This is a genomic window from Pandoraea fibrosis (genome assembly GCF_000807775.2).
Lineage (GTDB): Bacteria > Pseudomonadota > Gammaproteobacteria > Burkholderiales > Burkholderiaceae > Pandoraea > Pandoraea fibrosis.
The window spans coordinates 685,737-709,766 of the sequence record NZ_CP047385.1 but is presented as its reverse complement, the minus strand read 5'-3'; the positions used below and the strand labels follow the sequence as shown (position 1 = coordinate 709,766).

The 24,030-nt window shown below is 63.9% G+C and carries 21 protein-coding genes; 10 read left to right on the top strand and 11 right to left on the bottom strand.

Annotation, left to right across the window (positions count from 1 at the left end; all coding sequences use genetic code 11):
- Positions 1–3 precede the first annotated feature (3 nt).
- Positions 4–951 (bottom strand): 2-hydroxyacid dehydrogenase, encoded by a 948-nt coding sequence (locus PI93_RS03120; protein ID WP_039368217.1) that lies wholly within the window; start codon positions 949–951, stop codon positions 4–6.
- Between the two features lie 521 nt (positions 952–1,472).
- Here PI93_RS03120 and PI93_RS03115 point away from each other — a divergent pair.
- Positions 1,473–2,762, top strand: a complete 1,290-nt coding sequence (locus PI93_RS03115) for an MFS family transporter (RefSeq protein ID WP_144400198.1) — start codon at positions 1,473–1,475, stop codon at positions 2,760–2,762.
- A 183-nt stretch (positions 2,763–2,945) separates the two neighbouring features.
- Here PI93_RS03115 and PI93_RS03110 read toward each other — a convergent pair whose 3' ends face one another.
- The 3 genes from PI93_RS03110 to PI93_RS03100 form a co-directional block, all read right to left on the bottom strand.
- Positions 2,946–3,854, bottom strand: coding sequence for a LysR family transcriptional regulator (locus PI93_RS03110; protein WP_039368214.1), 909 nt, complete (start codon positions 3,852–3,854; stop codon positions 2,946–2,948).
- A gap of 64 nt (positions 3,855–3,918) precedes the next feature.
- Entirely contained in the window at positions 3,919–4,500 is a 582-nt protein-coding gene (gene ruvA / locus PI93_RS03105; RefSeq protein ID WP_039368212.1) for a Holliday junction branch migration protein RuvA, read from the bottom strand.
- Positions 4,501–4,582: 82 nt separating this feature from the next.
- Positions 4,583–5,533, bottom strand: a complete 951-nt coding sequence (locus PI93_RS03100) for a LysR family transcriptional regulator (protein ID WP_039368209.1) — start codon at positions 5,531–5,533, stop codon at positions 4,583–4,585.
- A gap of 192 nt (positions 5,534–5,725) precedes the next feature.
- Here PI93_RS03100 and gtdA point away from each other — a divergent pair, with 192 nt between their 5' ends.
- The 6 genes from gtdA to PI93_RS03070 all read left to right on the top strand — a co-directional run bounded on the left by gtdA (position 5,726) and on the right by PI93_RS03070 (position 12,195).
- Positions 5,726–6,763 (top strand): gentisate 1,2-dioxygenase, encoded by a 1,038-nt coding sequence (gtdA, locus tag PI93_RS03095; protein ID WP_039368207.1) that lies wholly within the window; start codon positions 5,726–5,728, stop codon positions 6,761–6,763.
- 99 nt (positions 6,764–6,862) lie between these two features.
- The gene (locus PI93_RS03090; RefSeq protein ID WP_039368204.1) at positions 6,863–7,561 is read left to right on the top strand and encodes a fumarylacetoacetate hydrolase family protein; all 699 of its coding nucleotides are present in this window, start codon (positions 6,863–6,865) and stop codon (positions 7,559–7,561) included.
- 9 nt (positions 7,562–7,570) lie between these two features.
- Positions 7,571–8,212: a maleylacetoacetate isomerase gene (maiA, locus tag PI93_RS03085; RefSeq protein WP_039368202.1), complete on the top strand. Its 642-nt coding sequence runs from the start codon at positions 7,571–7,573 to the stop codon at positions 8,210–8,212.
- Positions 8,213–8,252: 40 nt separating this feature from the next.
- Positions 8,253–9,470, top strand: coding sequence for a 3-hydroxybenzoate 6-monooxygenase (locus tag PI93_RS03080; protein ID WP_039368201.1), 1,218 nt, complete (start codon positions 8,253–8,255; stop codon positions 9,468–9,470).
- Between the two features lie 187 nt (positions 9,471–9,657).
- Positions 9,658–11,001 (top strand): MFS transporter, encoded by a 1,344-nt coding sequence (locus PI93_RS03075; RefSeq protein ID WP_039368200.1) that lies wholly within the window; start codon positions 9,658–9,660, stop codon positions 10,999–11,001.
- Between the two features lie 285 nt (positions 11,002–11,286).
- Positions 11,287–12,195 (top strand): 2-hydroxyacid dehydrogenase, encoded by a 909-nt coding sequence (locus PI93_RS03070; RefSeq protein WP_039368355.1) that lies wholly within the window; start codon positions 11,287–11,289, stop codon positions 12,193–12,195.
- 13 nt (positions 12,196–12,208) lie between these two features.
- On the opposite strand, the gene PI93_RS03065 is transcribed toward PI93_RS03070, so the two are convergent.
- Positions 12,209–12,460, bottom strand: a complete 252-nt coding sequence (locus PI93_RS03065) for an MJ0042-type zinc finger domain-containing protein (RefSeq protein WP_039368196.1) — start codon at positions 12,458–12,460, stop codon at positions 12,209–12,211.
- 44 nt (positions 12,461–12,504) lie between these two features.
- Positions 12,505–13,182 carry a hypothetical protein gene (locus PI93_RS03060; protein WP_236105720.1) on the bottom strand — a complete coding sequence of 226 codons (678 nt, stop codon included), beginning with the start codon at positions 13,180–13,182 and terminating at the stop codon, positions 12,505–12,507.
- Between the two features lie 278 nt (positions 13,183–13,460).
- Here PI93_RS03060 and ku point away from each other — a divergent pair, with 278 nt between their 5' ends.
- Positions 13,461–14,483 (top strand): non-homologous end joining protein Ku, encoded by a 1,023-nt coding sequence (ku, locus tag PI93_RS03055; RefSeq protein WP_039368194.1) that lies wholly within the window; start codon positions 13,461–13,463, stop codon positions 14,481–14,483.
- 8 nt (positions 14,484–14,491) lie between these two features.
- Positions 14,492–16,987: a DNA ligase D gene (ligD, locus tag PI93_RS03050; RefSeq protein WP_052240533.1), complete on the top strand. Its 2,496-nt coding sequence runs from the start codon at positions 14,492–14,494 to the stop codon at positions 16,985–16,987.
- Between the two features lie 30 nt (positions 16,988–17,017).
- Here the strand turns inward: ligD and PI93_RS03045 are convergent, their stop codons facing one another.
- Positions 17,018–17,992, bottom strand: coding sequence for an AraC family transcriptional regulator (locus tag PI93_RS03045; protein ID WP_039368191.1), 975 nt, complete (start codon positions 17,990–17,992; stop codon positions 17,018–17,020).
- Positions 17,993–18,393: 401 nt separating this feature from the next.
- Between PI93_RS03045 and PI93_RS03040 the strand changes: the two genes are divergently transcribed.
- The gene (locus PI93_RS03040; protein ID WP_039368189.1) at positions 18,394–19,443 is read left to right on the top strand and encodes an aldo/keto reductase; all 1,050 of its coding nucleotides are present in this window, start codon (positions 18,394–18,396) and stop codon (positions 19,441–19,443) included.
- A 127-nt stretch (positions 19,444–19,570) separates the two neighbouring features.
- Here PI93_RS03040 and PI93_RS03035 read toward each other — a convergent pair whose 3' ends face one another.
- From PI93_RS03035 to PI93_RS03020, 4 genes are all read right to left on the bottom strand, one after another.
- Positions 19,571–20,713 (bottom strand): porin, encoded by a 1,143-nt coding sequence (locus PI93_RS03035; RefSeq protein WP_407945343.1) that lies wholly within the window; start codon positions 20,711–20,713, stop codon positions 19,571–19,573.
- Between the two features lie 155 nt (positions 20,714–20,868).
- Positions 20,869–22,209 (bottom strand): MFS transporter, encoded by a 1,341-nt coding sequence (locus PI93_RS03030; protein WP_039373827.1) that lies wholly within the window; start codon positions 22,207–22,209, stop codon positions 20,869–20,871.
- Positions 22,210–22,351: 142 nt separating this feature from the next.
- Positions 22,352–23,077 (bottom strand): class II aldolase/adducin family protein, encoded by a 726-nt coding sequence (locus PI93_RS03025; protein WP_052240932.1) that lies wholly within the window; start codon positions 23,075–23,077, stop codon positions 22,352–22,354.
- 53 nt (positions 23,078–23,130) lie between these two features.
- Entirely contained in the window at positions 23,131–23,994 is an 864-nt protein-coding gene (locus tag PI93_RS03020; RefSeq protein WP_039373826.1) for a VOC family protein, read from the bottom strand.
- Positions 23,995–24,030 lie beyond the last annotated feature (36 nt).

Below are 24,030 nucleotides of genomic sequence, written 5' to 3'. Positions count from 1 at the left end.
GTGTCAATATCCTCGCAGGGCGTCGTAGACGAATGGCAACGGCGCGCCGCGCAAATGCGCACCCAGCACGTCGGCCACCTGACGCGCCCGCGCCGCATACGATACGGTCGATGCAATGTGAGGCGTGACGAGAATCCTGGGGTGACGGCGCAGCACATCGTCGGGCGGCAACGGCTCGATGTCGAACACGTCGACGATTGCCGAGCGCAGACGGCCGCTGTCGAGGGCATCGAGCAGCGCCTGCCGGTCGAGATGCGCGCCGCGCCCGACCTGAATCAGGCTTGCCCCTGCCGGCAGACGCGCAAACAGCTTGCGTCCGAGAATACCTCGCGTCGCGAGCGTGTCGGGGAGCAGGTTGACGAGGATATCGGTCTCGGCCAGCAAGGCATCGAGTTGCGCGTCCCCCGCGAACACCCGCACATCGGCAAGCGCCTTCGATGTGCGCGCCCAACCGTTCACCCGGAAACCATGGGCGTGCAAACGGGTAGCGACGGCACGTCCCAGCTCACCCAATCCGAGCACACTCACACGCGTGTCGCGGGCGAGACGTCCCGTCAGTTCGCTGGCCCACCGGCCCTCTCGCTGGGCGGCCACGATGGCCGGCATGTCCCGCACGGCAGCCAGCGCGGCGAACGTCACGAAGTCGCTCATGCGCTCGCGAGTCTCTTCCGTCACCATCCGGACGATGGGGACATTGGCCGGCAACGCCGGGTCTGCAAGGATATGGTCGACGCCGGCGGCAGCACTGAGAATCAGGCGCAGGCGCGGATAGTGGGCAAGACGGCCAGGGTCGGGCTGATAGACCAGCGCGTACTTCACGCTGCGTGCATCGACGAACGGATCGTCCCATCCATACACGCGCAGGCCGGGCATCAGCCGCGCGAAATGGTGCTGCCACTCGGTCAGCGCGGCAGCGCCGCCCGACTTGATCAATAACGTATCGCCTTGCATGACTTCGGGGGTGGCGCCTCGCGTGCAGGCGCGAGAGCATTGAGATAGTGCGGCCTCTCATCGTACCGGCCACCCTGTTCGCGCCTAAGCATTTCTTATCGAAATGCTTATGAATGCCGCGCAGAAATACACACGACGCTCACGCATAAGCCCCCCATCCCGCATCGGCCATCGCGGACACAAAATATTTTCGCGATTTTCGCAGCGTCGTCCCGCCTATTGAAACGCCCGACACGTTCGCGCAAACCGCCGCCCGGCGGGCATCATCACCATGCTGCGACGCAACAATCCATGCAATTGTTTCTATATTCGCAATAATCAATCCGACGCACAGGCATTGTCTGCCCCCGTCGACACCCGCTATAGTGGCCCCGCCCCCGCGACGCGATCCTTGCTAAGTCCTTCGTGTGTGAAATGCATATGAGGTCAACGCCATGTCGCGTCATGTCGCAAACGTAGTTATCAATGCGATGCCCCCATCGCCAGTAGAAATGAGAGACACAGCTACAACCGAAGCCGCCATGGCCACCCAGCCGCCTTCCCCGGAAGAAGTCCGCAGACGCGTGTTCGCGATTGTCGCGGCATCGTCGGGCAATCTGGTCGAGTGGTTTGACTTCTACATTTATGCGTTCTGCGCGATCTACTTCGCGCCTGCATTCTTCCCGAGTTCCGATCCCACCGCACAGTTGCTCAATACGGCGGGGGTCTTCGCGGCCGGCTTCCTGATGCGACCGATCGGCGGCTGGATCTTCGGCCGGATCGCCGACCGCAATGGCCGGAAGAATTCGATGGTCATCTCGGTGATGATGATGTGCTTCGGCTCGCTGCTGATCGCAGCGCTCCCGACGTATGCCAGCATCGGTAACTGGGCACCGGCGCTGCTGTTGTTCGCGCGTCTGCTGCAAGGCCTGTCAGTCGGCGGCGAATACGGCACCACGGCCACGTACATGAGCGAAGTGGCGCTCAAGGGCCGTCGCGGCTTCTTCTCGTCGTTCCAGTATGTGACGCTCATCGGCGGCCAACTGCTCGCCGTGCTGGTGGTCGTGATTCTTCAGCAACTGCTCGACGAGGCGGAACTCAAGGCCTGGGGCTGGCGGATTCCGTTCGTGGTCGGTGCGATCACGGCCGTGGTGGCGCTCATGCTGCGTCGCACGCTGCACGAGACGTCGACGAGCGCGAGCCGCAACAACCGCGACGCCGGTTCGATCGCCGGGCTGTTCCGTCATCACAAGGCCGCGTTCTTCACGGTGTTGGGCTACACCGCAGGCGGTTCGCTGATTTTCTACACCTTCACCACGTACATGCAGAAGTATCTGGTGAACACGGCGGGTATGCCGATCAAGACGGCCAGCTACATCATGACGGGCTGCCTGTTCGTCTACATGTGCATGCAGCCGATCTTCGGCATGCTCTCCGACAAGATCGGTCGCCGCAACAACATGCTGCTGTTCGGTGCGCTCGGCGCGATTGCCACGGTGCCCATTCTCACGGCGCTCAAGACGGTGCAAAGCCCGGTCGCCGCGTTCCTGCTGATCTGTCTGGCGCTGGCCATCGTGAGCTTCTACACGTCGATCAGCGGCATCGTGAAGGCGGAAATGTTTCCGATCGAAGTCCGTGCGCTGGGCGTCGGCCTGGCCTACGCCGTGGCTAACGCCATCTTCGGTGGTTCGGCGGAGTACGTGGCGCTCGGCCTGAAGAAGGCCGGCATGGAGCCGACGTTCTACTGGTACGTGACGGGCATGATGATCGTAGCGTTCCTCGTGAGCTTGCGGCTGCCGCGTCAGGCAAAGTATCTGCACCACGAGCATTAATCCCGACGGCGCGAGGCGAGCGCAGCAGCGCACCGCCTCTGTCGTCTTTCGCTTTACCTCGCGCGGGCATGCATCGTCGCCCGCGCGACGGCCTCTCTCATTCCCGTCTTCCCATCGTCATGCGTCGTCGGCGCGTGCGGCTTCGTCGCCTGAAAGCGCAGCGCAGGTCGTTGAAAGGGTTCTTCAGGCGTCGTCACCTGAGCCCTGACGCACCCGCTGCCAGATGGCGTCGAGCACCGGGTGCGGCTGATGCCTGCGCCGGTAGAGAGCGATATCGAAACCGATCTGCCAGTCCTTGCCACCCACGATAGCGAGCGTGCCGCGTGCAACGTCGTCGGCCACCAGTCGTTGCGGCAGCCATGCAATACCGGTGCCGCGTCGCGCCATCGCCAAAATCGCCTCGTAGGAGTCGGCCTGATAGACAGGTTTGAGCGTGGGCCGATTCGGCATCTCGGCCAGATGACGCGCGAGCACCGCGCGCAGCGTCAATGTGCGCGTGAACGCCAGCCAGGGAATCGGCGACGGTCCCGCCGCCAGTCGATACTTCGCACGGCCCCTGGCATCCAGTGCGCTCACCGGCACCAGCACTTCGCGCGCCACGCTCAGCCAGTCGTAACGCTCCTGATCGATGAGCAGCCGCGTGTGTGCGCTGGAATACACGATGAGCAGATCGACCTCGCCGGCCGCCAGCCGCAAGATGGCTTCCTCCGCACCGCTCGTGGAAAGCGTGGCGCTGAAGAAGCCGATGCGCGAGACCGTTTCGTCGTACCAGTCGGGAAAGAACGTGGCCGCCAGAGTGCGGCCGGTGGCGATCTTCAGATTGTTTTCGAGCGTGGGCGCGGCGTCCTGCAATTGCGTGCGCGCGCTGTGCAGAATGTCGAGCGCGTTGGTGGCGGCGTCGAGAAACACCGTGCCCGCGGCCGTGAGCTCCAGCGGCTTGCTGCGCTCGACGAGTTGCGTGCCGACCCACTCTTCCAGCGCGCGAATGCGTCGGCCGAATGCCGGATGCGTGACAAAGCGGTTCTCCGCCGCCCGCGTAAAACTGCGCGTGCGTGCGAGTTCGACGAAGTCTTCCAGCCATCGCAGTTGCATGCCGTTTCCTCACTGCCTCTTCACGCCGTCATGCCCTGCCCGGGCACGCCGGTTCCGATGACGCTCAGGCCTTGGAGAGCGACTTGAGCGCGTGCTTGATGCCATCTGACACCGTCGTGCCCTCGGGCACGGACTTGACGGCGGCCAGCGCCTCCTTGTCGGAGTATCCCAACGCGAGCAATGCGTTGACGACGTCGCTCTTGTGATCGTGTGGCGTCGCCGTGCCGGGCACGGTACCCAGTTGGGCGCCCAGCTTCCCCTTGAGTTCGAGCAGCAGACGTTCCGCCGTCTTCTTGCCGATGCCGGGGATCTTGGTCAGACGCCCCGACTCCTGCAACGTGACTGCCTGCGCAATGTCCGCCACGCTCATGCCCGAGAGGATCGCGAGTGCCGTGCGCGCCCCAACGCCGGAAATCTTGAGCAGTTCGCGAAAGGTATTGCGCTCGTCCATCGAGCCGAAACCGAAGAGCAATTGCGCGTCTTCGCGCACGATGAACTGCGTGAGCAGCGTCACGCGCTCGCCCATGTTCGGCAGATTGAAGAACGTGCTCATCGGCACCGAGATTTCATAGCCCACACCCTGGCAATCGACCAGAATGTGCGGCGGATTTTTTTCCAGCAAGGTACCGGAGATGCGGCCAATCATTGATGCCCCGAGAGAGTGACTTCGACAGGCGGCAAGTGTAGCAAACGGCAACCCTTGCGGCAGAACCGCCGCGCCGGGCCGTTCACCCTTCGCCTTCGATACCGGCGATCGCATCGCCGGTCGAGCGCGTTGCTGCACGGCGCAGACATTCGAGCGCCTCCACCACCGCCGCCCGGTTCGCACCGTCGTCGCGCCAGTACATCGAGATCGCGCCAAACCCCGCAAGGCGCAGCGGCACGATGCGCAACGCACCGAGCGCCTGCAAACGGCTCGCCGTGCGATGCGACGCCAGCCCGATCATGTCGCTGTTGTTGAGCAGTGTGAGGTTGAGAATCGTGGAATTCGATTCGACGGTGTCGTTCGGTAACGGATATCCGGCTTCCGCGAGTGCCGTTTCCAGCGCATTGCGAATCGGCGTGCCGCGCGGCCAGACCACCCAGCGATAGCGCTGCATGTCGGGCCAATCCACCTGATCGAGCGAGAACACCGGATGACGCGCACGCGCGACGAAATGGAGCGGCTCCAGATATAACGCCTCGGCCCGAACATTGCGGTCCTGCAGCTCCGGAGCGGAGCGTCCGACAACGATGTCGATTTCACTGTGCGCCAGTTGATTCATCAGCCGGTCCATCGTGTTCTCGATCACCCGCGCCTGCACGCGCGGCATGCGTTGCAGAAGCAGCAACACCGCCAACGGCACCGTATCGGCCGACGACGCCCCCGACGTGCCGATCGCCACCAGACCGCTACCGCCCTCGCGCATGGCGTCGAGATCGTCTCGCGCGGTATCGAGCTGCGCCTCGATCCGCCGGGCGTGTTCGATCAGGGCTTCCCCGTAGGCCGTCGGACGCAGCCCCCGCGCCTGACGCTCGAACAGCGGCAGGCCGATATCGTCCTCCAGATCCTTGAGCCACTTCGACAAACCGGGCTGCGTCGTATTGAGCAATGCCGCGGATTGGCTCATGTTGCCGGTCTCCGCGAGGGTCAGCAGCATCTGCAGGTTGCGCAGACGCAGGCGATGGGTCCAATCCATGCGCAGTCTCCGGGCACCCCTCGGGCACCGCAAAAATCGCCCGATCCATACGATTTTTCGTATGGATCCGATGATTTATTCATTTCAAAGAATATGTCTCGCCGAGTATAACGCTATCCATAGACCCGCAAGCCCTCGCTGGCTGGGCTTGCCAGACAAGCCGACCGGGCCCCTACCGATACGGAGACATGCATGTCAGAACGCGCCCCTAGCGCCGAACGCGCTGCCTATTACGAACACATCGGCCGCAACCAGATGGCCCCGCTGTGGGAATCGCTGCACAGCCTGGTGCCGTCGCAGCCTCGCCCGCGCGTAGTGCCGGCCATCTGGAAATACAGCGAAGTGCGTCCGCTGGTGATGGAAGCCGGCAGCGTCATCAGCGCAGAAGAGGCCGTGCGCCGTGTGCTGATTCTGCAAAACCCGGGCACGCCCGGTTCGTCGAGCATTACCGGCTCGCTCTACGCCGGGCTGCAACTGATTCTGCCGGGCGAGATCGCGCCGAGCCATCGCCATACTCAGTCGGCGCTGCGCTTTATCGTGGAAGGTCGCGGTGCGTGGACGGCCGTGAACGGCGAGCGCACCACCATGCATCCGGGCGACTTCATCATCACGCCGTCATGGACGTGGCACGACCACGGCAACCCCGCAGACGGCGAGCCGGTCGTGTGGCTCGACGGTCTGGACATTCCGCTCGTGCAGTACTTCGATGCCGGCTTTGCCGAGAACTACCCCGAATCGCAGCAGCCCGTGCAGCGGCCCGAGGGCGACAGTTTCGCCCGCTATGGCTACAACATGCTGCCGGTGCAGCACAAGGTGAGCGATCCGACTTCGCCGATCTTCAGCTACCCGTATGCCCGCTCGCGCGAAGCGCTCGACACGCTGTATCGCAACGGCGAACTCGATCCGTGGGACGGGATCAAGCTGCGCTACGTCAATCCGGCAACCGGCGGCTGGCCGATGCCGACCATGGCGACGTTCATGCAATACCTGCCCGCCGGCTTTCAGGGCAAGACCTATCGCAGCACCGACGCCACCGTCTTCTCGGTAGTCGAAGGTCGCGGCACGGTGCGCATTGGCGATGAGGTATTCCAGTTCGAACCGCGCGATCACTTCGTCGTGCCGTCGTGGGCGCCGGTGCAACTCGCCGCGCTCGACGACGCCGTGCTCTTCAGCTACTCGGATCGCCCGGTGCTCGCGGCCCTGAATCTGCTGCGCGAATCGCGCACCTGATCGGGCACCACCGCGCCGGTATCGGCACCGCGCGTCCGCCCTTCACTTGATCGGCGCGCGTCGTCACTCCCTTTTCCTTTCATCATCGAGTTCAACACCATGTCCTTCGTCTTCGCTCCACCCGCCACCGTCGCCATTCCCGTTGTCGGCAGCAACGATCAATTCGCCGTGCGCCGTGTGTATTGCGTGGGCCGCAACTACGCTGCGCACGCCCGCGAAATGGGCTTCGATCCCGATCGCGAACCGCCGTTCTTCTTCTGCAAGCCGGCCGATGCCGTGCTGCCCGTGGCCTACGGCGAGACGCTTGAACTGAAGTACCCGGCGCAGACGTCGAATTATCACTACGAAGCCGAGCTTGTCGCCGTGATCGGTAAAGCCGGTTCGGACATTCCGCTCGAACAAGCACTCGATCACGTGTGGGGTTACGCCGTGGGTCTCGACATGACCCGCCGCGATCTGCAAATGAAGATGCGCGAAATGGGGCGTCCGTGGGAAATCGGCAAGGCCTTCGATGCATCGGCGCCCATCGGTCCGATCCATCCGGTATCGAGTGTCGGTCACATCGAGAAGGCCGGCATCTCGTTGAGCGTCGACGGCGTGCAAAAGCAGAAGAGCGACGTCACGCATCTGATCTGGTCGGTAGCGGAAACGGTCTCGTATCTGTCGCAGTTCTTCCGTCTCGAACCGGGCGATCTGATCTATACCGGCACGCCCGAGGGTGTGGGTCCGGTCAAGGCGGGCGAGACGATGGTCACCGCCGTCGAAGGGCTCGGCGAAATCACGGTACGCGTGGTCTGAGACATTGCCATGCAGCTCTACAGCTTCTTCAATAGCTCGACGTCGTATCGCGTGCGCATTGCGCTCGCGCTCAAGGGGTTGGCGTTCGACACCGTTCCCGTGAACATTCGTGTCGGCGAGCATCGCGCCGAGCCGTATGTCGACGAAGTCAATCCGTCGGCGGTGGTGCCCGCCATCGTGGATGGCGACGTCTCGCTGGGTCAGTCCATCGCCATCATCGATTATCTCGAGGCGAAATATCCCGAGCCGCGTCTGCTGCCGCAGGACATTGAAGCCCGCGCGCGTGTGCTCGAACTGTCGATGCTCATCAGTTGCGATATCCATCCGGTGAACAACCTGCGCATTCTGAAGTATCTGCAAGGGCCGCTGGGGCTGAGCGCCGCGCAGAAGGATGCGTGGTACCAGCACTGGATCGCCGAGGGCATGGCGGGTGTAGAGCGGTTGCTGACGAAACACGGTCACGGCAGTTGGTGTTTTGGCGATGCCCCCACGCTCGCCGACGTCTGCCTGATTCCGCAAATCGCCAATGCCCAGCGCATGGGCTGCGATTTGTCGGCGTATCCGCGCGCCATGGCGGTGTATGTCCACGCGCAGACGCACCCGGCGTTCCTCGCGGCGGCGCCCAACCTTCAGCCGGACTACACGGCGTAACTGATATCCGGAACGGCTGGAAGGGCCGCAGGAGACAACCATGAGTCAAACCTCTCAACCCAAAGCCCTCGTCGTTGGCGGTGGCATCGGTGGCCTCGCTGCTGCGTTGGCGCTCGCCAATCAAGGCGTGCGCATCGAACTGCTGGAGCAGGCCGAAACCATCGGCGAGATCGGCGCTGGCATTCAGCTCGCGGCCAACGCTTTTGCGGCCCTCGATGCACTCGGGGTCGGCGAAGCCGCGCGTGGCCGTTCGGTCTTCACCGATCACATCACGCTGCGCGACGCCATCGATCGCAGCGTGATCGCGGAAGTCGACGTGGGCGCACCGTATCGCGAACGCTTCGGCAATCCGTATGCCGTGATCCACCGCGCCGACATTCATCTGTCGATTCTCGAAGCCGTACAGCGCAACCCGCTGATCCAGTTCCGGACCGCGACACGTGTCGAATCGCTGGAGCAAGACAACAACGGCGTGACCGTCATCGATCAGCATGGCACGCGCCACACAGCCGACGCCGTGATCGGCTGCGACGGGGTGAAATCCGCCGTGCGCGCCGCGCTGATCGGCGACGAGCCGCGCGTGACCGGTCATGTGGTGTATCGCGCGGTGGTCGACGTCGAGAACATGCCCCGCGACTTGCAGGTCAACGCGCCGGTCGTGTGGGCGGGGCCGAACTGTCACCTCGTGCATTACCCGCTGCGCGGCGGCAAGCAATACAACCTCGTGGTCACGTTCCACAGTCGCGAGCAGGAAGTCTGGGGCGTGCGTGACGGCAGCAAGGAAGAAGTGCTGTCGTACTTCGAGGGTATCGATGCATTGCCGCACCAGATGCTCGACCGTCCGACGTCGTGGCGACGCTGGGCCACCGCTGACCGCGATCCGGTCGCACAGTGGAGCTTTGGTCGCGCAACGATCCTCGGCGATGCGGCTCACCCGATGACGCAGTACATCGCGCAAGGGGCCTGTCAGGCGCTCGAAGACGCCGTCACGCTCGGTGCCGCCTACGCGGCAGCAAACGGCGATTTCGTCGACGCGTTCCGCCGCTACGAACACGCGCGTATTCCCCGCACGGCGCGTGTGTTGTACGGCGCGCGCGACATGGGCCGCGTGTACCACGCGAAGGGCGTGGATCGCTGGGTGCGCAACTCGCTGTGGAAGGGCCGCACGCAACCACAGTTCTACGACGCCCTGACATGGTTGCACGGCTGGCGCGCGGAGCACTGCCTGTCGCAAACTCCCTGGCTTGCCGACGCGTAAGCCGGCGCTTTCGTCACTCGTCATCCATAACGCGCTGCGCGACGCTCACACCGTCGCGCGGCACACCATCGCGTTGCCTATCGCACACGATGGATTCGCAACACCCATAACAACAATCACTGCAATGCACCCTGGCGATGCAGGCCTGCCCGCTGCACCGCTTCTGGCACCTTCGAGGAGACAACCCATGCCAGCCACCCCCATCAACGTCACGGCGTTTATCGACCGGCATCGCATCTCGCCGTTTCAGGTGATGATCGTCGTTCTGTGCTTTCTGATCGTCGCCATCGACGGATTCGACACCGCTGCCATCGGTTTCATCGCGCCTGCGATTCGGGCCGAATGGTCGCTCACGCCAGCGCATCTCGCGCCGCTCTTCGGCGCCGGACTGGCCGGCCTGATGGCAGGCGCCTTTCTGTTCGGGCCGCTCGCGGACAGGTTCGGGCGCAAGACCATCCTCATCTTCTCCGTGTTGTTCTTCGGTGTGGCAAGCCTTGCATCGGCGTGGTCGATGGAGTTGTGGCAACTGATCGCCCTGCGGTTTCTCACCGGCCTCGGTCTTGGCGGCGCGATGCCCAACGCCATCACGCTCACCTCGGAATACTGCCCCGACTCGCGCCGGTCGTTCCTCGTGACGACCATGTTCTGCGGTTTCACCCTCGGCTCGGCGTTGGGCGGGCTTGCCTCGGCGGGCTTGATCGAAGCCTTTGGCTGGCGCTCCGTGCTGATCGTGGGCGGCGTCATGCCGCTCGTGCTTGGCGTGATTCTGATCCGCGCCCTGCCCGAGTCGGTGCGCTACCTCGTGAAGGCGGGCAAATCGCCTGAGCGCGTCGCGGCGTCGCTGCAACGTATTGCGCCGCATGAGGATCTGCGCGGCGCAACGTTCGACATCGCATCGAAGCCGTCGACCACATCGCCTGTCGGGCATCTCTTCAAACCTGAGTTGCTGCGTGGCACCCTGCTCTTCTGGATCACGTTCTTCATGAGTCTGCTCGTGATCTATCTGCTCTCGAGCTGGTTGCCGACCCTGCTTCGCACCAACGGTCTCACGCTGCGCAACGCCGCCATCGTCACGGCCATGTTCCAGGTGGGCGGTACGCTGGGCGCCATCGTGCTGGGCTGGCTGATGGATCGGTTCAACCCACACTACGTGCTGGCGGCCGCTTATGTGCTCGCCGGCATTTGTGTGGCGGCCGTCGGCCCGCTGGCCAGCTCCCCCGTGCTCGCTTCCGTGGCCGTGTTCTGGGCGGGCTTCTGCGTGTCTGGCGGTCAGGTCGGCGCCAACGCCCTATCCGCCGAGTTCTATCCGACGGACTGCCGCGCCACCGGCGTGAGCTGGGCCAACGGGGTCGGACGCCTCGGTTCGGTCGTCGGCTCGGTCGGCGGTGCCTCGATGCTCGCCATGGGCTGGTCCATGCCGGCGCTCTTCGCCACTATCGGCGTGCCTGCTGTGCTCGCCGGCCTGACGATGCTCACGCTCGGCCGTCTGCGTCGCCGGCAAGCGGCGCTCGCGGTGCAAGCCACCGCCTGAGTGTTTCGCCTCCCGTAACACGCACAACCGGTCCAACGGGCGCCAGTCGCATGACGCGATGGCGCCCGTTGCCTTTTGTGGCAAGGGATTGACGTGACACATACGCGCTCCGGTGTTGCACCGCGCAAATCACGGCGGATAGGAATAAAGTATCGGCTGGCGGCGAAGTCGAAGTGCTCCCGGGCACCCGCGTCATGCCGACGCCGCGCCGCGCATCCCCCGTTCCTCTGATTCCTCTGCCGGAGATTGAAGGTGTCGCTGCCCCCACTGCTGGTCGTTATCCCGATGCATCCCGAGCAGTTGTCCGAACTGCAAACCCGCTTCGACGTGATCTACCATCCGAGCCATCATCCCGTGCCGCAAGGCTGGGGCGCCGATGGCGAGCGGGCGCGCTTCGTCCTGACCAACGGCGGACGCGGTCTGAATGCCGCCGAATTGGCGCATCTGCCGAATGCGGAATTCGTCAGCGCGCTCGGGGCCGGCTACGAAAATCTCGATCTGCCCGCCATGCGTGCGCGCAACATCGTGGCCGTCAATGGTGCTGGCGCCAATGCGCCGACGGTCGCCGATCAGGGCTTCGCCTTGCTGCTCGCCGTCGTGCGCCGCATTCCGGAGTACGACCTGGCTTGCCGCAAGGGGGTATGGCGCGACGCGCTGCCGATGCAGCCCGGCGTATCGGGAAAGAAGCTGGGGATCGTGGGGCTGGGTGCCGTCGGCCGCGAGTTCGCCAAGCGCGGCGAAGGCTTCGATATGCAGATCGGCTACCGGAACCGCAACCGGCGCAACGACTTGCCCGCCCATTATCAATACTTCGACAACGTGCCGGCGTTAGCCGAATGGGCAGACTATCTCGTGGTGACGGCACCAGGCGGCGCCGAGTCCTTCCACCTTGTGAATGCCGACGTGCTGCGCGCACTCGGCAAGCACGGTTTTCTCGTCAATCTCGGACGCGGCAGCATCGTCGACACGGCCGCGCTGGCCGAGGCGTTGCGCAATGGCACGATCGCCGGGGCCGGGCTCGACGTGTATGAAGGCGAACCGTCACCGCCTGCGGCACTGATCGACTTGCAGAACGTGGTGCTCAGCCCTCACGTGGCCGGACGCTCCCCTGAAGCCGAAGCCGCAACGCTCGCGATGTTCCTCGAGAACGCGCGCCGCTATCAGGCAAACGAGCCGTTGCTCACGCCGCTGTGACTGGTGAAGGGCTTCAGTGATTGTCCAGCCCGTCGATGCTGCGCTCCGGCGATGGCGTCAATGTGACGCTATCGTTGACGGGTTCGAACTCGATGCTGCTTTTGGCACTGCCTGTGGTGAAAGCCGTCTCGCATGTCGGGCACTTCACTTCGGCATCCGAATGAAGATAGTCGTAGAGTGCCTGAACCGTCGGCTGACTCGCCGCTACGGCAAAGCGGGCTTTACAGGTGGGACAAACGACGAAACCGGTGTGGATCGACAGCATGGCGAGCCTCCTGTCTATGGTCGTTATCGGCAATGTGACCGATTCTACAGCCAGTCGGTTCGTCTCGGGCTGGCGCGTGTCGCGTCCTCCCGGGCCTGACGATCCGGGGCCGTGGGTGGCGACGGCCGATCGTTGGCGGCCACACCAATCGTCGGTTCGGCGGCGTTCTCCGGCTCGTTGGCGTGATGCACCCGCTCACGCGGATCGAAATCGCGCCACTCACCGTTCTCCCACACGCCGGTCGCTTGCTCGATCTCGGCGGCACCGGCGTCGCGCAATACGGCAATTGCCGCCTCGGCCGTGGACTCGCTCACATGCGTGGCAAGCATCACCCCGGCGTCGCGCCGACCGGCTTGCGATGCCGAGACGTGCTGTCGGCCGCGCATGCGTCGCAGCGCACCGATGAACGCCCCCAGATAGGCCCCGCCCATCAAACCGACGACGGGCACCAGCCAGAAGCGCCAGACAACGAACAGCAATGCGCCCAACGCAAGCCCGAATGCACCGCCGGCAATCACACCCTGAGCGGCGCCCTTGCCTGCCGGGCGTGCAGCGGCATCCGCATTGACATCGCCGCCGATCGGATACCGGGCATGCTGACCGGTGGGATTCAGGAAGAATACCGATACGTCGGACGGCCGGAATGACCGGTCGTAAAGGCGACTCGCTACCAGATTCGCCTGATCGAACGTCATGAACCGCCCTGCCACGATCATTGCCATTACTGACCTCCCTGTGCTGAATTCAGCTAGCTATCTCAGTGGGATAGGCGCCCGAGCGCTTTGTTTCATCAAGGAATCCTTATGGAACAAGGCGACGCATTGAGAAATTCAATGCCTGGGAACTGGCGGGCGGTGCGCTCGATCGCACCCAAATACGCCGCAAGCGCGACGGCGATGGGCCGCCTGTGCCATTTCGTTGCCACCTATACTGGCAATTCGGCTGTCGTCGTTCGCTTCAGCGGTGACTCAACCCGAAGAATCCTGCACTGGGAGCACATATGGCTCGCGCGATATGGAAGGGTGCCATCAGTTTTGGACTGGTCAACGTGCCCGTCTCGCTGTTTCCCGCTTCGACCACGCACACGCTGGATCTCGACTGGCTCGATAAGCGCACCATGTCGCCGGTCGGCTACAAGCGCGTCAACAAGGAAAACGGCAAGGAAGTGCCGCGCGATCAGATCGTGCACGGCTATGAATACGAGAAGGGGAATTACGTCGTACTGAGCGACGACGACATTCGTTCGGCGAATCCGGCGGCCACCCAAACGGTCGACATTCTGGCGTTTGTAGATGCTACGGATGTCTCGTTCATGTATCTGGATACGCCCTACTATCTCGTTCCGGAACGCGGTGGCGCCAAGGCGTATGCGCTTCTGCACGCGGCCCTCATCAAGGCAGGCAAGCTGGGCATTGCGCGCGTGGTGATGCACACGCGTGCGCATCTGGCCGTACTGGCGCCAGCAGGCGACGCGCTCGTGCTCGACACGTTGCGCTGGCAAGACGAGATGCGCGATCCGGCGGAAGTCGGGCTGACGAAGGAGAAGCTCGGCAAACTCGCCGCGCCGGCCGAGCGCGAACTGGAGATGGCAATCCGGTTGATCGACGAGATGTCCGGCCCCTGGCGCCCCGGCGACTATCACGACACGTTTCAGGACGACCTCAAGGCACTCATCGATCGCAAGATCGCTTCCGGCCAAACTCGGGAAGTCGCGCAGATCGAAGCGAGTGCGCCCCAATTGCCGAGTCGGGGCAACGTCACGGATCTGATGGCATTGCTCAGGCAGAGCCTCGGCACCAAGGACAAGCGAGCGGCCGTGACCATCGACGCGCAGGATGTGGATGCGAAAGCCTCCGGCAGCGGAAAATCGAAATCGGCAAAGGCCGCGGCGAAACCTGCGAAACCCTCGAAAGCCACGAAAGCCACGAAAGCCAAAACCGGGAAGAAGGCCACCGGGACGCCATCCCCGGCAAAGAAAGCCGCGTCGGGCAAAGCGTCTGCCAAGCGTGCCAAAGGCCGATGACGTCCACCATGCCGAAACGCAATGCCAAAGCCACATCGACAACGCGACGCCGGCAACCCGACAGCGCGCTGAGCGCCTACGACGCCAAGCGAAATTTCACGTCAACCCCGGAGCCGCTCGGCAAGCCTGCGACATCGGGCAAGGCGCTTCGATATGTCATTCAACGTCACGACGCGAGTCATCTTCACTACGATTTCCGGCTTGAACTCGACGGCACATTGAAGTCGTGGGCGTTGCCGAAGCAGCCGAGCCGGGACATCCGCCGCCCACGCCTCGCCGTTCAGGTGGAAGACCACCCACTGGCTTACGCCGATTTCGAAGGCGACATTCCGTCGGGAAACTACGGCGCGGGACATGTCGATATCTGGGATAGCGGCACATGGGAGCCGGACGGTGACGCTCGGCGCGATTATGCAAGCGGCAAACTGTCGTTCACTTTGCATGGTGAGCGGCTGGGCGGACGCTGGACGCTCATTCGCACGGACAAGACCGCACGTCAGCCTCAGTGGCTGATGATTCATCGACAGGATGAGACGGTCGTGCCGACAACCCCGGACAAGTCGAAGACAGCGTGGGTGACGTCGCGAAAGTCGTCGGTGAAGCCACCGGTCGAGATGCGCCCGATGCTCGCCACGCTGGTCGAGTCTGCCCCCGCCTCGCAGGGATGGCATGCCGAAATCAAGCTCGATGGCTATCGCGTTCTCATCCGCATCGCGGGCGCCGACATTCGTGTCTTTACCCGTTCCGGGCAAGACTGGACGCATCGCTTTCAACCCGCCGTCGATGCGCTTCGCAAACGTGGTCTGCCAAATGCATGGCTCGACGGCGAAGCTGTCGTGACGAATGCGCATGGTCTGCCCGATTTTCAGGCGTTGCAACGCGCGTTCGACGAAGACTCGCCGGACGCCATTCTCATCTATGTTTTCGACTTGCCCTGGTGCAACGGCCGCGATCTTCGCGACCGACCGTTGAGAGAACGCCAAGCCGCACTTTCCCGTCTTTTCGAAGGACGCGAGACAGGTGCCGTGCGCGTGCTCGAGCCGGTCGCCGGGGACATCGAGGCGCTTTGGCATAGCGCCTGCGAGGCCGGCCTCGAAGGCGTCATGGTCAAGCGTGACGACTCGCCTTATGTTGCCGGCCGCAGCGACGCATGGCGCAAGCTCAAATGCTCGCAACGTCAGGAGTTTGTCGTGCTGGGTTTTACGGAGCCCTCCGGCTCGCGGCAGGGTTTCGGGGCGCTATTGCTCGGCTATTACGACGACGACGGCAAGACACTTCGCTACGCAGGCAAGGTCGGCACGGGATTCGATACCGCGGGACTGCTGCGCCTGCGAGAACAAATCGATGCGCTAGAAACTACCCGAGCGCCGCTCTCGCCTGCCCCCCGCCCCGGAGGCCGAACCCGCGTGCACTGGCTTCGCCCCGTATTGGTGGCGGAAGTGCGCTTCGCCGAGTGGACGCGCGACGGTCATGTACGCCAGGCCGCCTTCCTCGCGATGCGTCGGGACAAGTCTGCGAAGGACGTCCGACGCGAAGCCCGACGGGCAGAGTCCGCTTCCTCCACCCCTCACACGGAGACACCGCCTATGCCCCGCGCCGCCCGGTCGAATGATGGAACGTCTGCGTTACCAGTGAAGATCACTCACGGCGAACGCATCATGGACACCTATTCGGGTGTGACGAAAGCCGAGCTTGCAGCCTACTACCACGCGGTCGCTGCGTGGATGCTTCCGCACCTCGCAGGACGGCCTGTGGCCGTGTTGCGCGCACCCGAGGGTATCGGGGGCGAAATGTTCTTTCAAAAGCACGCGGCGAAGACGATTCAGGGCGTGCGCGCCCTGGACCCATCGCTCGATCCGGATCATGAACCGCTCATGCAGATCGATAACGTTCGCGGCCTCGTGGGTGCCGTTCAGATGGGAACGGTAGAGTTCCATACGTGGAATGCCCGCAGCGATCTGATCGAGCGCCCCGACCGTGTGATCTTCGATCTGGACCCCGGCAAGGGCGTGACGTTTGCCCGCATCGTCGAAGATGCGCGGTTGATTCGCGCAATGCTTGAGGAACTGGGACTGACAGCGTTCGTCAAGACGAGCGGCGGCAAGGGGCTGCACATCGTGACGCCTTTGGCGCGACGTCACACGTGGGAGGTCGCCAAGGGGTTTGCCGAAGCGGTGGCCAAACATATGGCGAGCGTGCTCCCGGATCGATTCACGGCAACGATGGGGCCGAAGCATCGCGTGGGGAAGTGCTTTATCGACTATCTGCGCAATTACCGTGGGGCGACGACAGTCTGCGCATACGCCGCCCGAGCCCGCGAGGGTATGGCGGTGTCGATGCCGGTTCGCTGGGAAGAGTTGTCCGATTTACCCGGCGCCGACGCATGGAATGTGCGCAATGCCGTCAAACGGCTGAACGCGTTGAAACAAGATCCTTGGGCCGACTATGACAAGGCCGCACAACAGCGGGTGACGAAGGCGATGCTGGATCGGCTGGCGCCGTGAGCGTGGCATCGCGCGAATACCCGAACACGGCTAAGCGCGAGCCCCACCGCCAGCATCCCCGTCCTGCAACCATCGGCGCTTGTCGCGCAGCGGCGCCTCGCCAAACACGCGCGCATATTCGCGACTGAACTGGGAAGCGCTCTCGTAGCCCACCGCCTGCGCTGCCGCCGCAACGGCAATGTCCGCCGCGAAGATCAGGCGACGCGCTTCCTGCAAACGCAGTTGCTTCTGGTACTGCACCGGGCTCATCGCCGTCACCAGCTTGAAATGGTGATGCAGCGACGAGACGCTCATGTGCACCTCCTGCGCCAATGCCTCCACCCGCAACGGCTGCGCATAATGGTCGCGCAACCACCGCACCGCACGCGCAATGCGATTCATCTGGCTGTCCTGCAACGCCATCTGCCGCAACAACACGCCCTGCCCGTTCATGAGCAGCCGGTAGACAATCTCGCGCTTGATCATCGGCGCCAGAATCGGAATGTCGCGTGGCGTGTCCAGCAGGCGTAGCAGACGCAAGACGGCGTCGAGCAGTGCCGCATCGAGCCGGTTCACATACATGCCGCGACCGCTCGCCGAAGGGGCCGGCGGTGGCAAATGCTCGTCGCCAATGAGCGAGGTCACGTCCTCGGCCACCAGATTGAGGCGCAACCCAAGATAGGGCGATTGCTCGCTCGCGCCCGACACCTGCGCAACCACAGGCAAATGCACCGACGACACCATGTAGTGCATTGGATCGTAGGCGTAATGCGCCTCGCCGATCTGCAAACGCTTCTCTCCCTGCGCGATGACGGCAAACGCCGGTTGCTGAATCACCGGCCTCGGTCCTCCGGGATGCAGAATGCGATGGACGAACAGTCCGTCGACGGCCGTCGGCGTCGTGCCTTCCAGTCCGTGAGTCGCCCGCTCGAGCAGCGCGACCAACTCGTTGCGGGCGGTAAGCGACGGATCGTCGGCGTATTCGCGGTGAATCGCCTCGCGCGGGGGGTTCTTAACCAGATGCATGGATGTGCCTTCGATTCGGATGGACCACGACTGACATCACGGCCGCAATATTGCACAGCATACGCCTGCCGCGGGAACTTGCCTGATCCTCTGTCATCACGTAGGCACGATCGGGCAGAAATCCCGGAGAATTCGGCAAAATCCGGAGACTTTCAGCCGACAATCCCCGCGTCACGCCGCACGTCCCGTCATCCTTGCGCCATATTTGGCGATGCTTTCCAGCGAACGGGAACCCCAATCCGGTGCATGAAATCGAGCGCGTGCAGAATCAGGCAGGAAATGTGCAGGAACAGGTACTGCTTGCCTGATGCCCCGCGACGCATAATGCATCCCATCCCGTGCACGCCGTCTTCCCCCTGACGGCCGCTGGCGACGGGCGGCAATTTCAACGGAGCGATGCAATGCGACAAAGGAAACTCGGCAACACCGGCCTCTTCGTCTCGGAACTGTGCCTCGGCACGATGACCTTCGGCGGCCAGGGCGAAATGTGGAGCAAGATCGGCCAATTGCAGCAGAACGATGTCGACGCGCTCGTAGGCCGCGCGCTCGACGCGGGCATCAACTTCATCGACACCGCGGATGTCTATTCGGAAGGGCAATCGGAAATGCTCACCGGACAGGCACTGCGCAATCTCAAGGTGCCGCGCGATAACGTCGTGGTCGCTACCAAGGTCTTCGGCGTGACGGGCGCACAAGGCGCCAACTCGCGAGGCCTGTCGCGCTATCACATCATGGACGGCGTCAAGGCCAGCCTCAAGCGCCTGCAACTCGATCACATCGATCTGTATCAGGTGCACGGCTTCGATCCGGCAACGCCCATCGAAGAAACGCTCGGTGCACTCGACACGCTCGTGCGTCAGGGCCATGTGCGCTACATCGGCGTCTCGAACTGGGCGGCATGGCAAATCACCAAAGCGCTGGGCATTTCGGCGCGCCTGAATCTCGCAAGCTTCGCGTCGCTACAGGCGTACTACACCGTTGCTGGGCGAGACCTCGAACGCGAAATCGTACCGATGCTGCGCAGCGAAAACGTCGGCCTGATGGTGTGGAGCCCGCTCGCCGGGGGCCTGCTCTCGGGTAAATACACGCGTGACGGTCAGACCGAAGCCGGCAGCCGTCGCCAGAGCTTCGACTTCCCGCCGGTCAACGTGGAACGCGCTTACGACGCGATCGACATCATGCGCGGCATCGCCGCCGAGAAGGGCGTGTCGGTCGCACAGATCGCCCTCGCCTGGCTGCTCGCACAGCCGGTCGTCTCGACGGTCATCATCGGGGCCAAGCGCGCCGATCAGCTCGACGACAACATCGCCGCCACACGCGTCACGCTGAACGCTCGCGAGTTGTCGGCCATCGATGCCGCCAGCGCACTGCCGAGCGAGTATCCGGGCTGGATGCTCTCGCGTCAGGGCGACCCGCGCCGCGCGCAACTCGCCGAGGCCGGTCTGCTCTGATCGCTCGTCGGCAACGCTGAACCGCTGTCACGAAACACGGCGCACAGGAAACACTGTGCGCCGTGTTTTTTGAGAACGCGATTCGTGCCGCAGAGCGCGCAGCGACGGTTCTCGATATGCCCGTGCGTCAGAACGTGTGACGCATGCCGACATTTACCCCCAACTGACTCGTGCCCGCCGTCGGCGCACCGCCCGCCCCGCCGGAGCTCACCGAGTACGCCGCCTGCTCGCTGTTCCCCAGCCATGCCACCTGCGTGTACACCGCCGTGCGCTTGGACAGGAAGTACGTGCCGCGCAGCGTCGCCATGGTCGCCCGCGTGTTCTGACGGGCATTCAACATACGAAAGACTTCACCATCCACGGCAAACGTCGGCGTGAACTGGTACATCGCGCCAAGGTAGAACATGTCGGAATTCACGTCGGCCACCGTCGCAGATGCGGTTTGCACGCGACGGCCGAGCCATCCCGCCCCCGCCTTCCAGTTGCCGCCCTTCACATAGCCGTTCAATTGCCAGCGCGTGTCCTTGTCCGACGAACTCGTGAGCGGCACGCTCGCGGCACCATTGAAGAAGTTGGCGGCGGCACCGGCGCCGCCCCGCTGCTCGTCCCATGCCCCTGCGACCCCGAACCACGCCGTATCGTACTTGAGCATGGCCGAGATCTGGCGGCAGGACGTCATCTGCCCCGGCGTCTGTCCGGCGCAGGTGCCTTGTCCCGGCGAATTGCCGGTACCGCCGCTATCGCGTCCGAACGAGTATGTCGCGCCCACCGTCAAGCCCTGGAACACCCCCTTGTAGGCGACGGTGTTATCGCTGCGCGCGTTCGGAATGTAGCTGTCGAGCGAACCACTGCCGAAGAGATCCGGGCCGAGAATATCGGCATCGCCCATCACCCAGAACGTCATCGAATACTGACGACCGAACGACAGCGTGCCGTAGGCATTCGACAGTCCCACCCACGCCTGACGGCCGAAGAGCCGCCCGCCCTGATTGAGGTCGCCCGCGCGAACGTTGAAGCCATTTTCAAGGGCGAACACCGCGTGCAGACCGCCACCGAGATCCTCATCGCCACGCAGGCCCCAACGCGACGGTAACGACCCGGTGTTGCCCGGCATGCGCACCAGCGAGCTGTTGTTGGCGCCCGCGTGAGAAAGGTATTCGATACCGGTATCGAGAATGCCGTAGAGCGTTACGCTCTGGGCCGAAGCGGAAGTGTGGGCCAACGCGAGGCCGGCGGTCAGCGCGAGCGCGGGCAGTCCCTTGAGGGTCACGGTGAAGTCTCCATGGAATCGTGTGGTGGTCCGGCCTGTGTCGACCGGTGACTGACGCATGCCTGCGGAGCAGGCGCCGCAGCATGACCGTCGGGGGACGCTCACGCTACGGGTACTGCACGGACGAGCGCGATCACGCTCGCCCCAGACTCGGATCAGACAACGCCGGTGACAGGCTTCGCCGCCGCACCTGCGAGCGACCCCGTGCGGCTCACGCGACGACGCATGACGAGCATCAGCGCCGCCGCAAGAAATGCGGGGATGGCCACAATCTGAAACGCCTGCGCCGTGCTCGACGCGGTGGCGATCAGCACGCCGCCGAGACTGGAGCCGAGGATCGAGCCCAGGCGTCCCACGCCGAGCGCCCATGCCACGCCGGTCGCACGCGATGCCGTCGGGTAGTACGCCGCGGTCAGCGCATTGGCGCCCGTCTGCGAACCGGCAACGCCGAAGCCCGCGAGGAAGACGACGATCATCAGCCAGCCGGCCTGATGCGTGACCGATCCCAGCACACACAACGCAATCCCCGCCATGACGTAGGACGCGGCGAGCACTCGGTACGGACTCGTGCGATCCATCGCAAAGCCGATCAGCACTGCGCCGACGGTGCCACCAAGCGGCAGCATTGCGCCGATGCGTGCCGCCTCCGATAACGTGTAGCCCGAATCCTTGACGACGAGCGGCAGCCAGCTTGTGAGCAGATAGAACGCGCACAGCGTGCAGAAATACGTCGCCCAGAGCAGCAGCGTGCCCACGACATACTGTCGCGTGAACAACCCGCCGACGGCGGAACTTGCCGCCCCGGCGGGCACCGCTTCCGGATCGATGCGCGTGACCTGCGGGTCGATGTGACGCGCGATGGCCAGCAACTGTTCGGCGCTGTCGCCGCGCGCCGCAAGGTAACGCATCGACTCCGGCAACCAACGCATGAGGATCGGCACGACAGCCAGCGGCACCACGCCGCCGGCGATCAACACGCCGCGCCAGCCGATGTGCGGAAGCGTCTGCGCCACGATCTCGCCCCCGATGGCGAAGCCGAGCGTGAAGCCGCAGAACGTGGCCGTCACGAGCAGCGAACGCATGCGCTCCGCACAATATTCCGAACTGAGCGTGATGGCGTTCGGCATGGCGCCGCCCAGGCCGATCCCCGTGATGAAGCGCATGACGGCAAGCTCGGTCGGGCTGTGAACGAACGCCGACGCGATGCTGCCCAGCGAGAACAGAATGACCGAGAGGATCAACACACGCTTGCGCCCGATACGGTCGGCCAGCGGGCCGAAGATGAAGCAGCCCAGCATCAGGCCGCCGAGCCCGGCGCCGAAGACAGTGCCGAGGCTGGTCGTCGCCATCGTCCATTCGCTACGAATGGCCGGGGCGAGATAGCCGATCGCCGCCGTGTCGAAGCCGTCCAGCGTGACGATCAGAAAGCACAGGGCGATCACACGCCATTGAAATGGCGTGATGCCCCTGCGGTTCATCAATGCGGATATTTCCATGTCTGTCTCCTGTGCGGTGGTGACCGCAGACTGAGCGGCTGGCCGTGGCGTCTGTCGATGACGCTCTGTGAAGGCCACGCCGCCGGTTGGGGGCGATTACGTAAAAAAGTTATGCATGACGGGTTGAATCACCAGGTCACGATCACGCGGCAACCGACGCGCTGGCGGCCGGCAGTTCGGGGTCTCCGGTCGAGAGGTATTCCCACATGCGCTCGATGATCCGGCCCGAACGCGTCGCGCGCGCGTGGCAGGCGTCGAGGTCGAGTACCGCGGCGGGGTGAAGCGTTTCGAGTGCAAGCACGTCGAGGTCGACGCGGGCCGCGTCTTCGAGGTACCACGTGAGCGCCACCATCGCTTCGAGCGAGTCGGCCGCGACAACCGCGCCGTTGCCGCGCATCACCACGGCGGCGTTTTCGCCCATCTTCGCGATCACCGCCTCGGCCTGCGCGTCGGAGCGAATCAGTTGCGGGTCGTCCCACAGCGGCACGCCGGGGGCGAAGTAGGTCCCCGGGCCATGCAACGCGCGCGGCGTTCTGCGCAACGTCGAGAGCGACATGGTTTTGGGTGGCATCGAGCGCGCTACGGCGCCGATGTCGGGTCGCGAACGATAGATCTTCTGATGCAGACGGACTTCGCCGAGCACGCCATCGGGCAACGGGCCGTTCACAGGCACCACCGTGCCCGCTTCGCCCACGCCGATGAGTCCCATGGGGCGAGCCGCGCACACCAGAAAATGATCGGCGTCGAGCCGTGCACTGCAATGACCATACGCGTGGGCCAGTCCTGCGCGGGCCAGCGTGCGCGCGGCGACGCGAACCCTGCGATCCAGCTCGGCAATGCGCGCGGCATCGAACGTGTGTTGTGTCATGGGGAGTCGGACGTTATTCGGTGTTATTCGGTGTTATCGGGCGATCGGCAGCGTCATGCGGAAAACTCCGGGATCTCGGGCTTCGCGCCCCACATGCAGAACCCCGTCGGATCGAAGGGGAACTGACGCGGCACGTAAGTCGCCTCATCCTCCGGCGCGATCTTGCGCACGCCAGTGGAGTACTCGTAGACCATGCCGTCCGGCCCGGCGAAGTACAGAAACATCGCGTGAGACGTCGGATGACGCCCCGGACCGAAGCGAATCGGCACGCCCTGCTCGCGCAGGAAGTACCACGAGCGCATGAGGTCGTCGATGCCATTCACCTGAAAATTCACGTGCTGAATACCCGCGCGCTTGGCCGGGAACAGCGCGATCTTGTGATGCACGTCGTCGATGCGCAGCAGCGGGGCGTCGCCAATGCGATCCGACACACGCGCGTTGCAAACGCTGGTCCAGAAGGCTTCGTCACGCCGCGCATCGGTCGTGCACAGCCCCACGTGACTGAACGAATCGATGCCCGCATCGCGTTCGCCGTGATACCGGCGGCCGGTCTGCGAGGCGCGCAACACCAGTTCGATCCGATTGCCGGTCGGGTCACGGAACGTCAGAAAATCGGCCACGCGGCGCATGTCGGCTTCGTCTCGCGTGCCGCGCCGAAACTCGATGTGCATGGCTTCCAGTTGCGCGGCGGCAGCGTCGAAGTGCGCATCGCTCGCGATGTCGAACGCGACCGTGTGGTCGGCGGGATCGCCTTCGAAGTAGCACACCGAATGGTCGCGGCTGTCGCTGCGAAGGAATACGTAACCGGCCTCCCGGCGCACTTCCTGCAACCCGAGAATGGTGCGCGCATAGCGCGTCGCCCCTTCGAGGTCGCGTGTGCCCAGCCGCACGTAACGGATGTCGTGCAGATTGATCACCGCTTGTCTCCTGCGGATATTGTGTGTGTCCCGGAC

Bases quoted from the DNA above. Each gene is read 5' to 3' on its own strand.
- PI93_RS03040 (WP_039368189.1), top strand. From the start codon at position 18,394: ATGCGACAAAGGAAACTCGGCAACACCGGCCTCTTCGTCTCGGAACTG.
- PI93_RS03080 (WP_039368201.1), top strand. From the start codon at position 8,253: ATGAGTCAAACCTCTCAACCCAAAGCCCTCGTCGTTGGCGGTGGCATC.
- PI93_RS03065 (WP_039368196.1), bottom strand. From the start codon at position 12,460: ATGCTGTCGATCCACACCGGTTTCGTCGTTTGTCCCACCTGTAAAGCC.
- ku (WP_039368194.1), top strand. From the start codon at position 13,461: ATGGCTCGCGCGATATGGAAGGGTGCCATCAGTTTTGGACTGGTCAAC.
- PI93_RS03120 (WP_039368217.1), bottom strand. From the start codon at position 951: ATGCAAGGCGATACGTTATTGATCAAGTCGGGCGGCGCTGCCGCGCTG.
- PI93_RS03075 (WP_039368200.1), top strand. From the start codon at position 9,658: ATGCCAGCCACCCCCATCAACGTCACGGCGTTTATCGACCGGCATCGC.
- PI93_RS03110 (WP_039368214.1), bottom strand. From the start codon at position 3,854: ATGCAACTGCGATGGCTGGAAGACTTCGTCGAACTCGCACGCACGCGC.
- PI93_RS03030 (WP_039373827.1), bottom strand. From the start codon at position 22,209: ATGGAAATATCCGCATTGATGAACCGCAGGGGCATCACGCCATTTCAA.
- PI93_RS03115 (WP_144400198.1), top strand. From the start codon at position 1,473: ATGGCCACCCAGCCGCCTTCCCCGGAAGAAGTCCGCAGACGCGTGTTC.
- gtdA (WP_039368207.1), top strand. From the start codon at position 5,726: ATGTCAGAACGCGCCCCTAGCGCCGAACGCGCTGCCTATTACGAACAC.
- ruvA (WP_039368212.1), bottom strand. From the start codon at position 4,500: ATGATTGGCCGCATCTCCGGTACCTTGCTGGAAAAAAATCCGCCGCAC.
- PI93_RS03025 (WP_052240932.1), bottom strand. From the start codon at position 23,077: ATGACACAACACACGTTCGATGCCGCGCGCATTGCCGAGCTGGATCGC.
- PI93_RS03100 (WP_039368209.1), bottom strand. From the start codon at position 5,533: ATGGATTGGACCCATCGCCTGCGTCTGCGCAACCTGCAGATGCTGCTG.
- PI93_RS03060 (WP_236105720.1), bottom strand. From the start codon at position 13,182: ATGGCAATGATCGTGGCAGGGCGGTTCATGACGTTCGATCAGGCGAAT.
- PI93_RS03090 (WP_039368204.1), top strand. From the start codon at position 6,863: ATGTCCTTCGTCTTCGCTCCACCCGCCACCGTCGCCATTCCCGTTGTC.
- maiA (WP_039368202.1), top strand. From the start codon at position 7,571: ATGCAGCTCTACAGCTTCTTCAATAGCTCGACGTCGTATCGCGTGCGC.
- PI93_RS03070 (WP_039368355.1), top strand. From the start codon at position 11,287: ATGCATCCCGAGCAGTTGTCCGAACTGCAAACCCGCTTCGACGTGATC.
- PI93_RS03045 (WP_039368191.1), bottom strand. From the start codon at position 17,992: ATGCATCTGGTTAAGAACCCCCCGCGCGAGGCGATTCACCGCGAATAC.
- ligD (WP_052240533.1), top strand. From the start codon at position 14,492: ATGCCGAAACGCAATGCCAAAGCCACATCGACAACGCGACGCCGGCAA.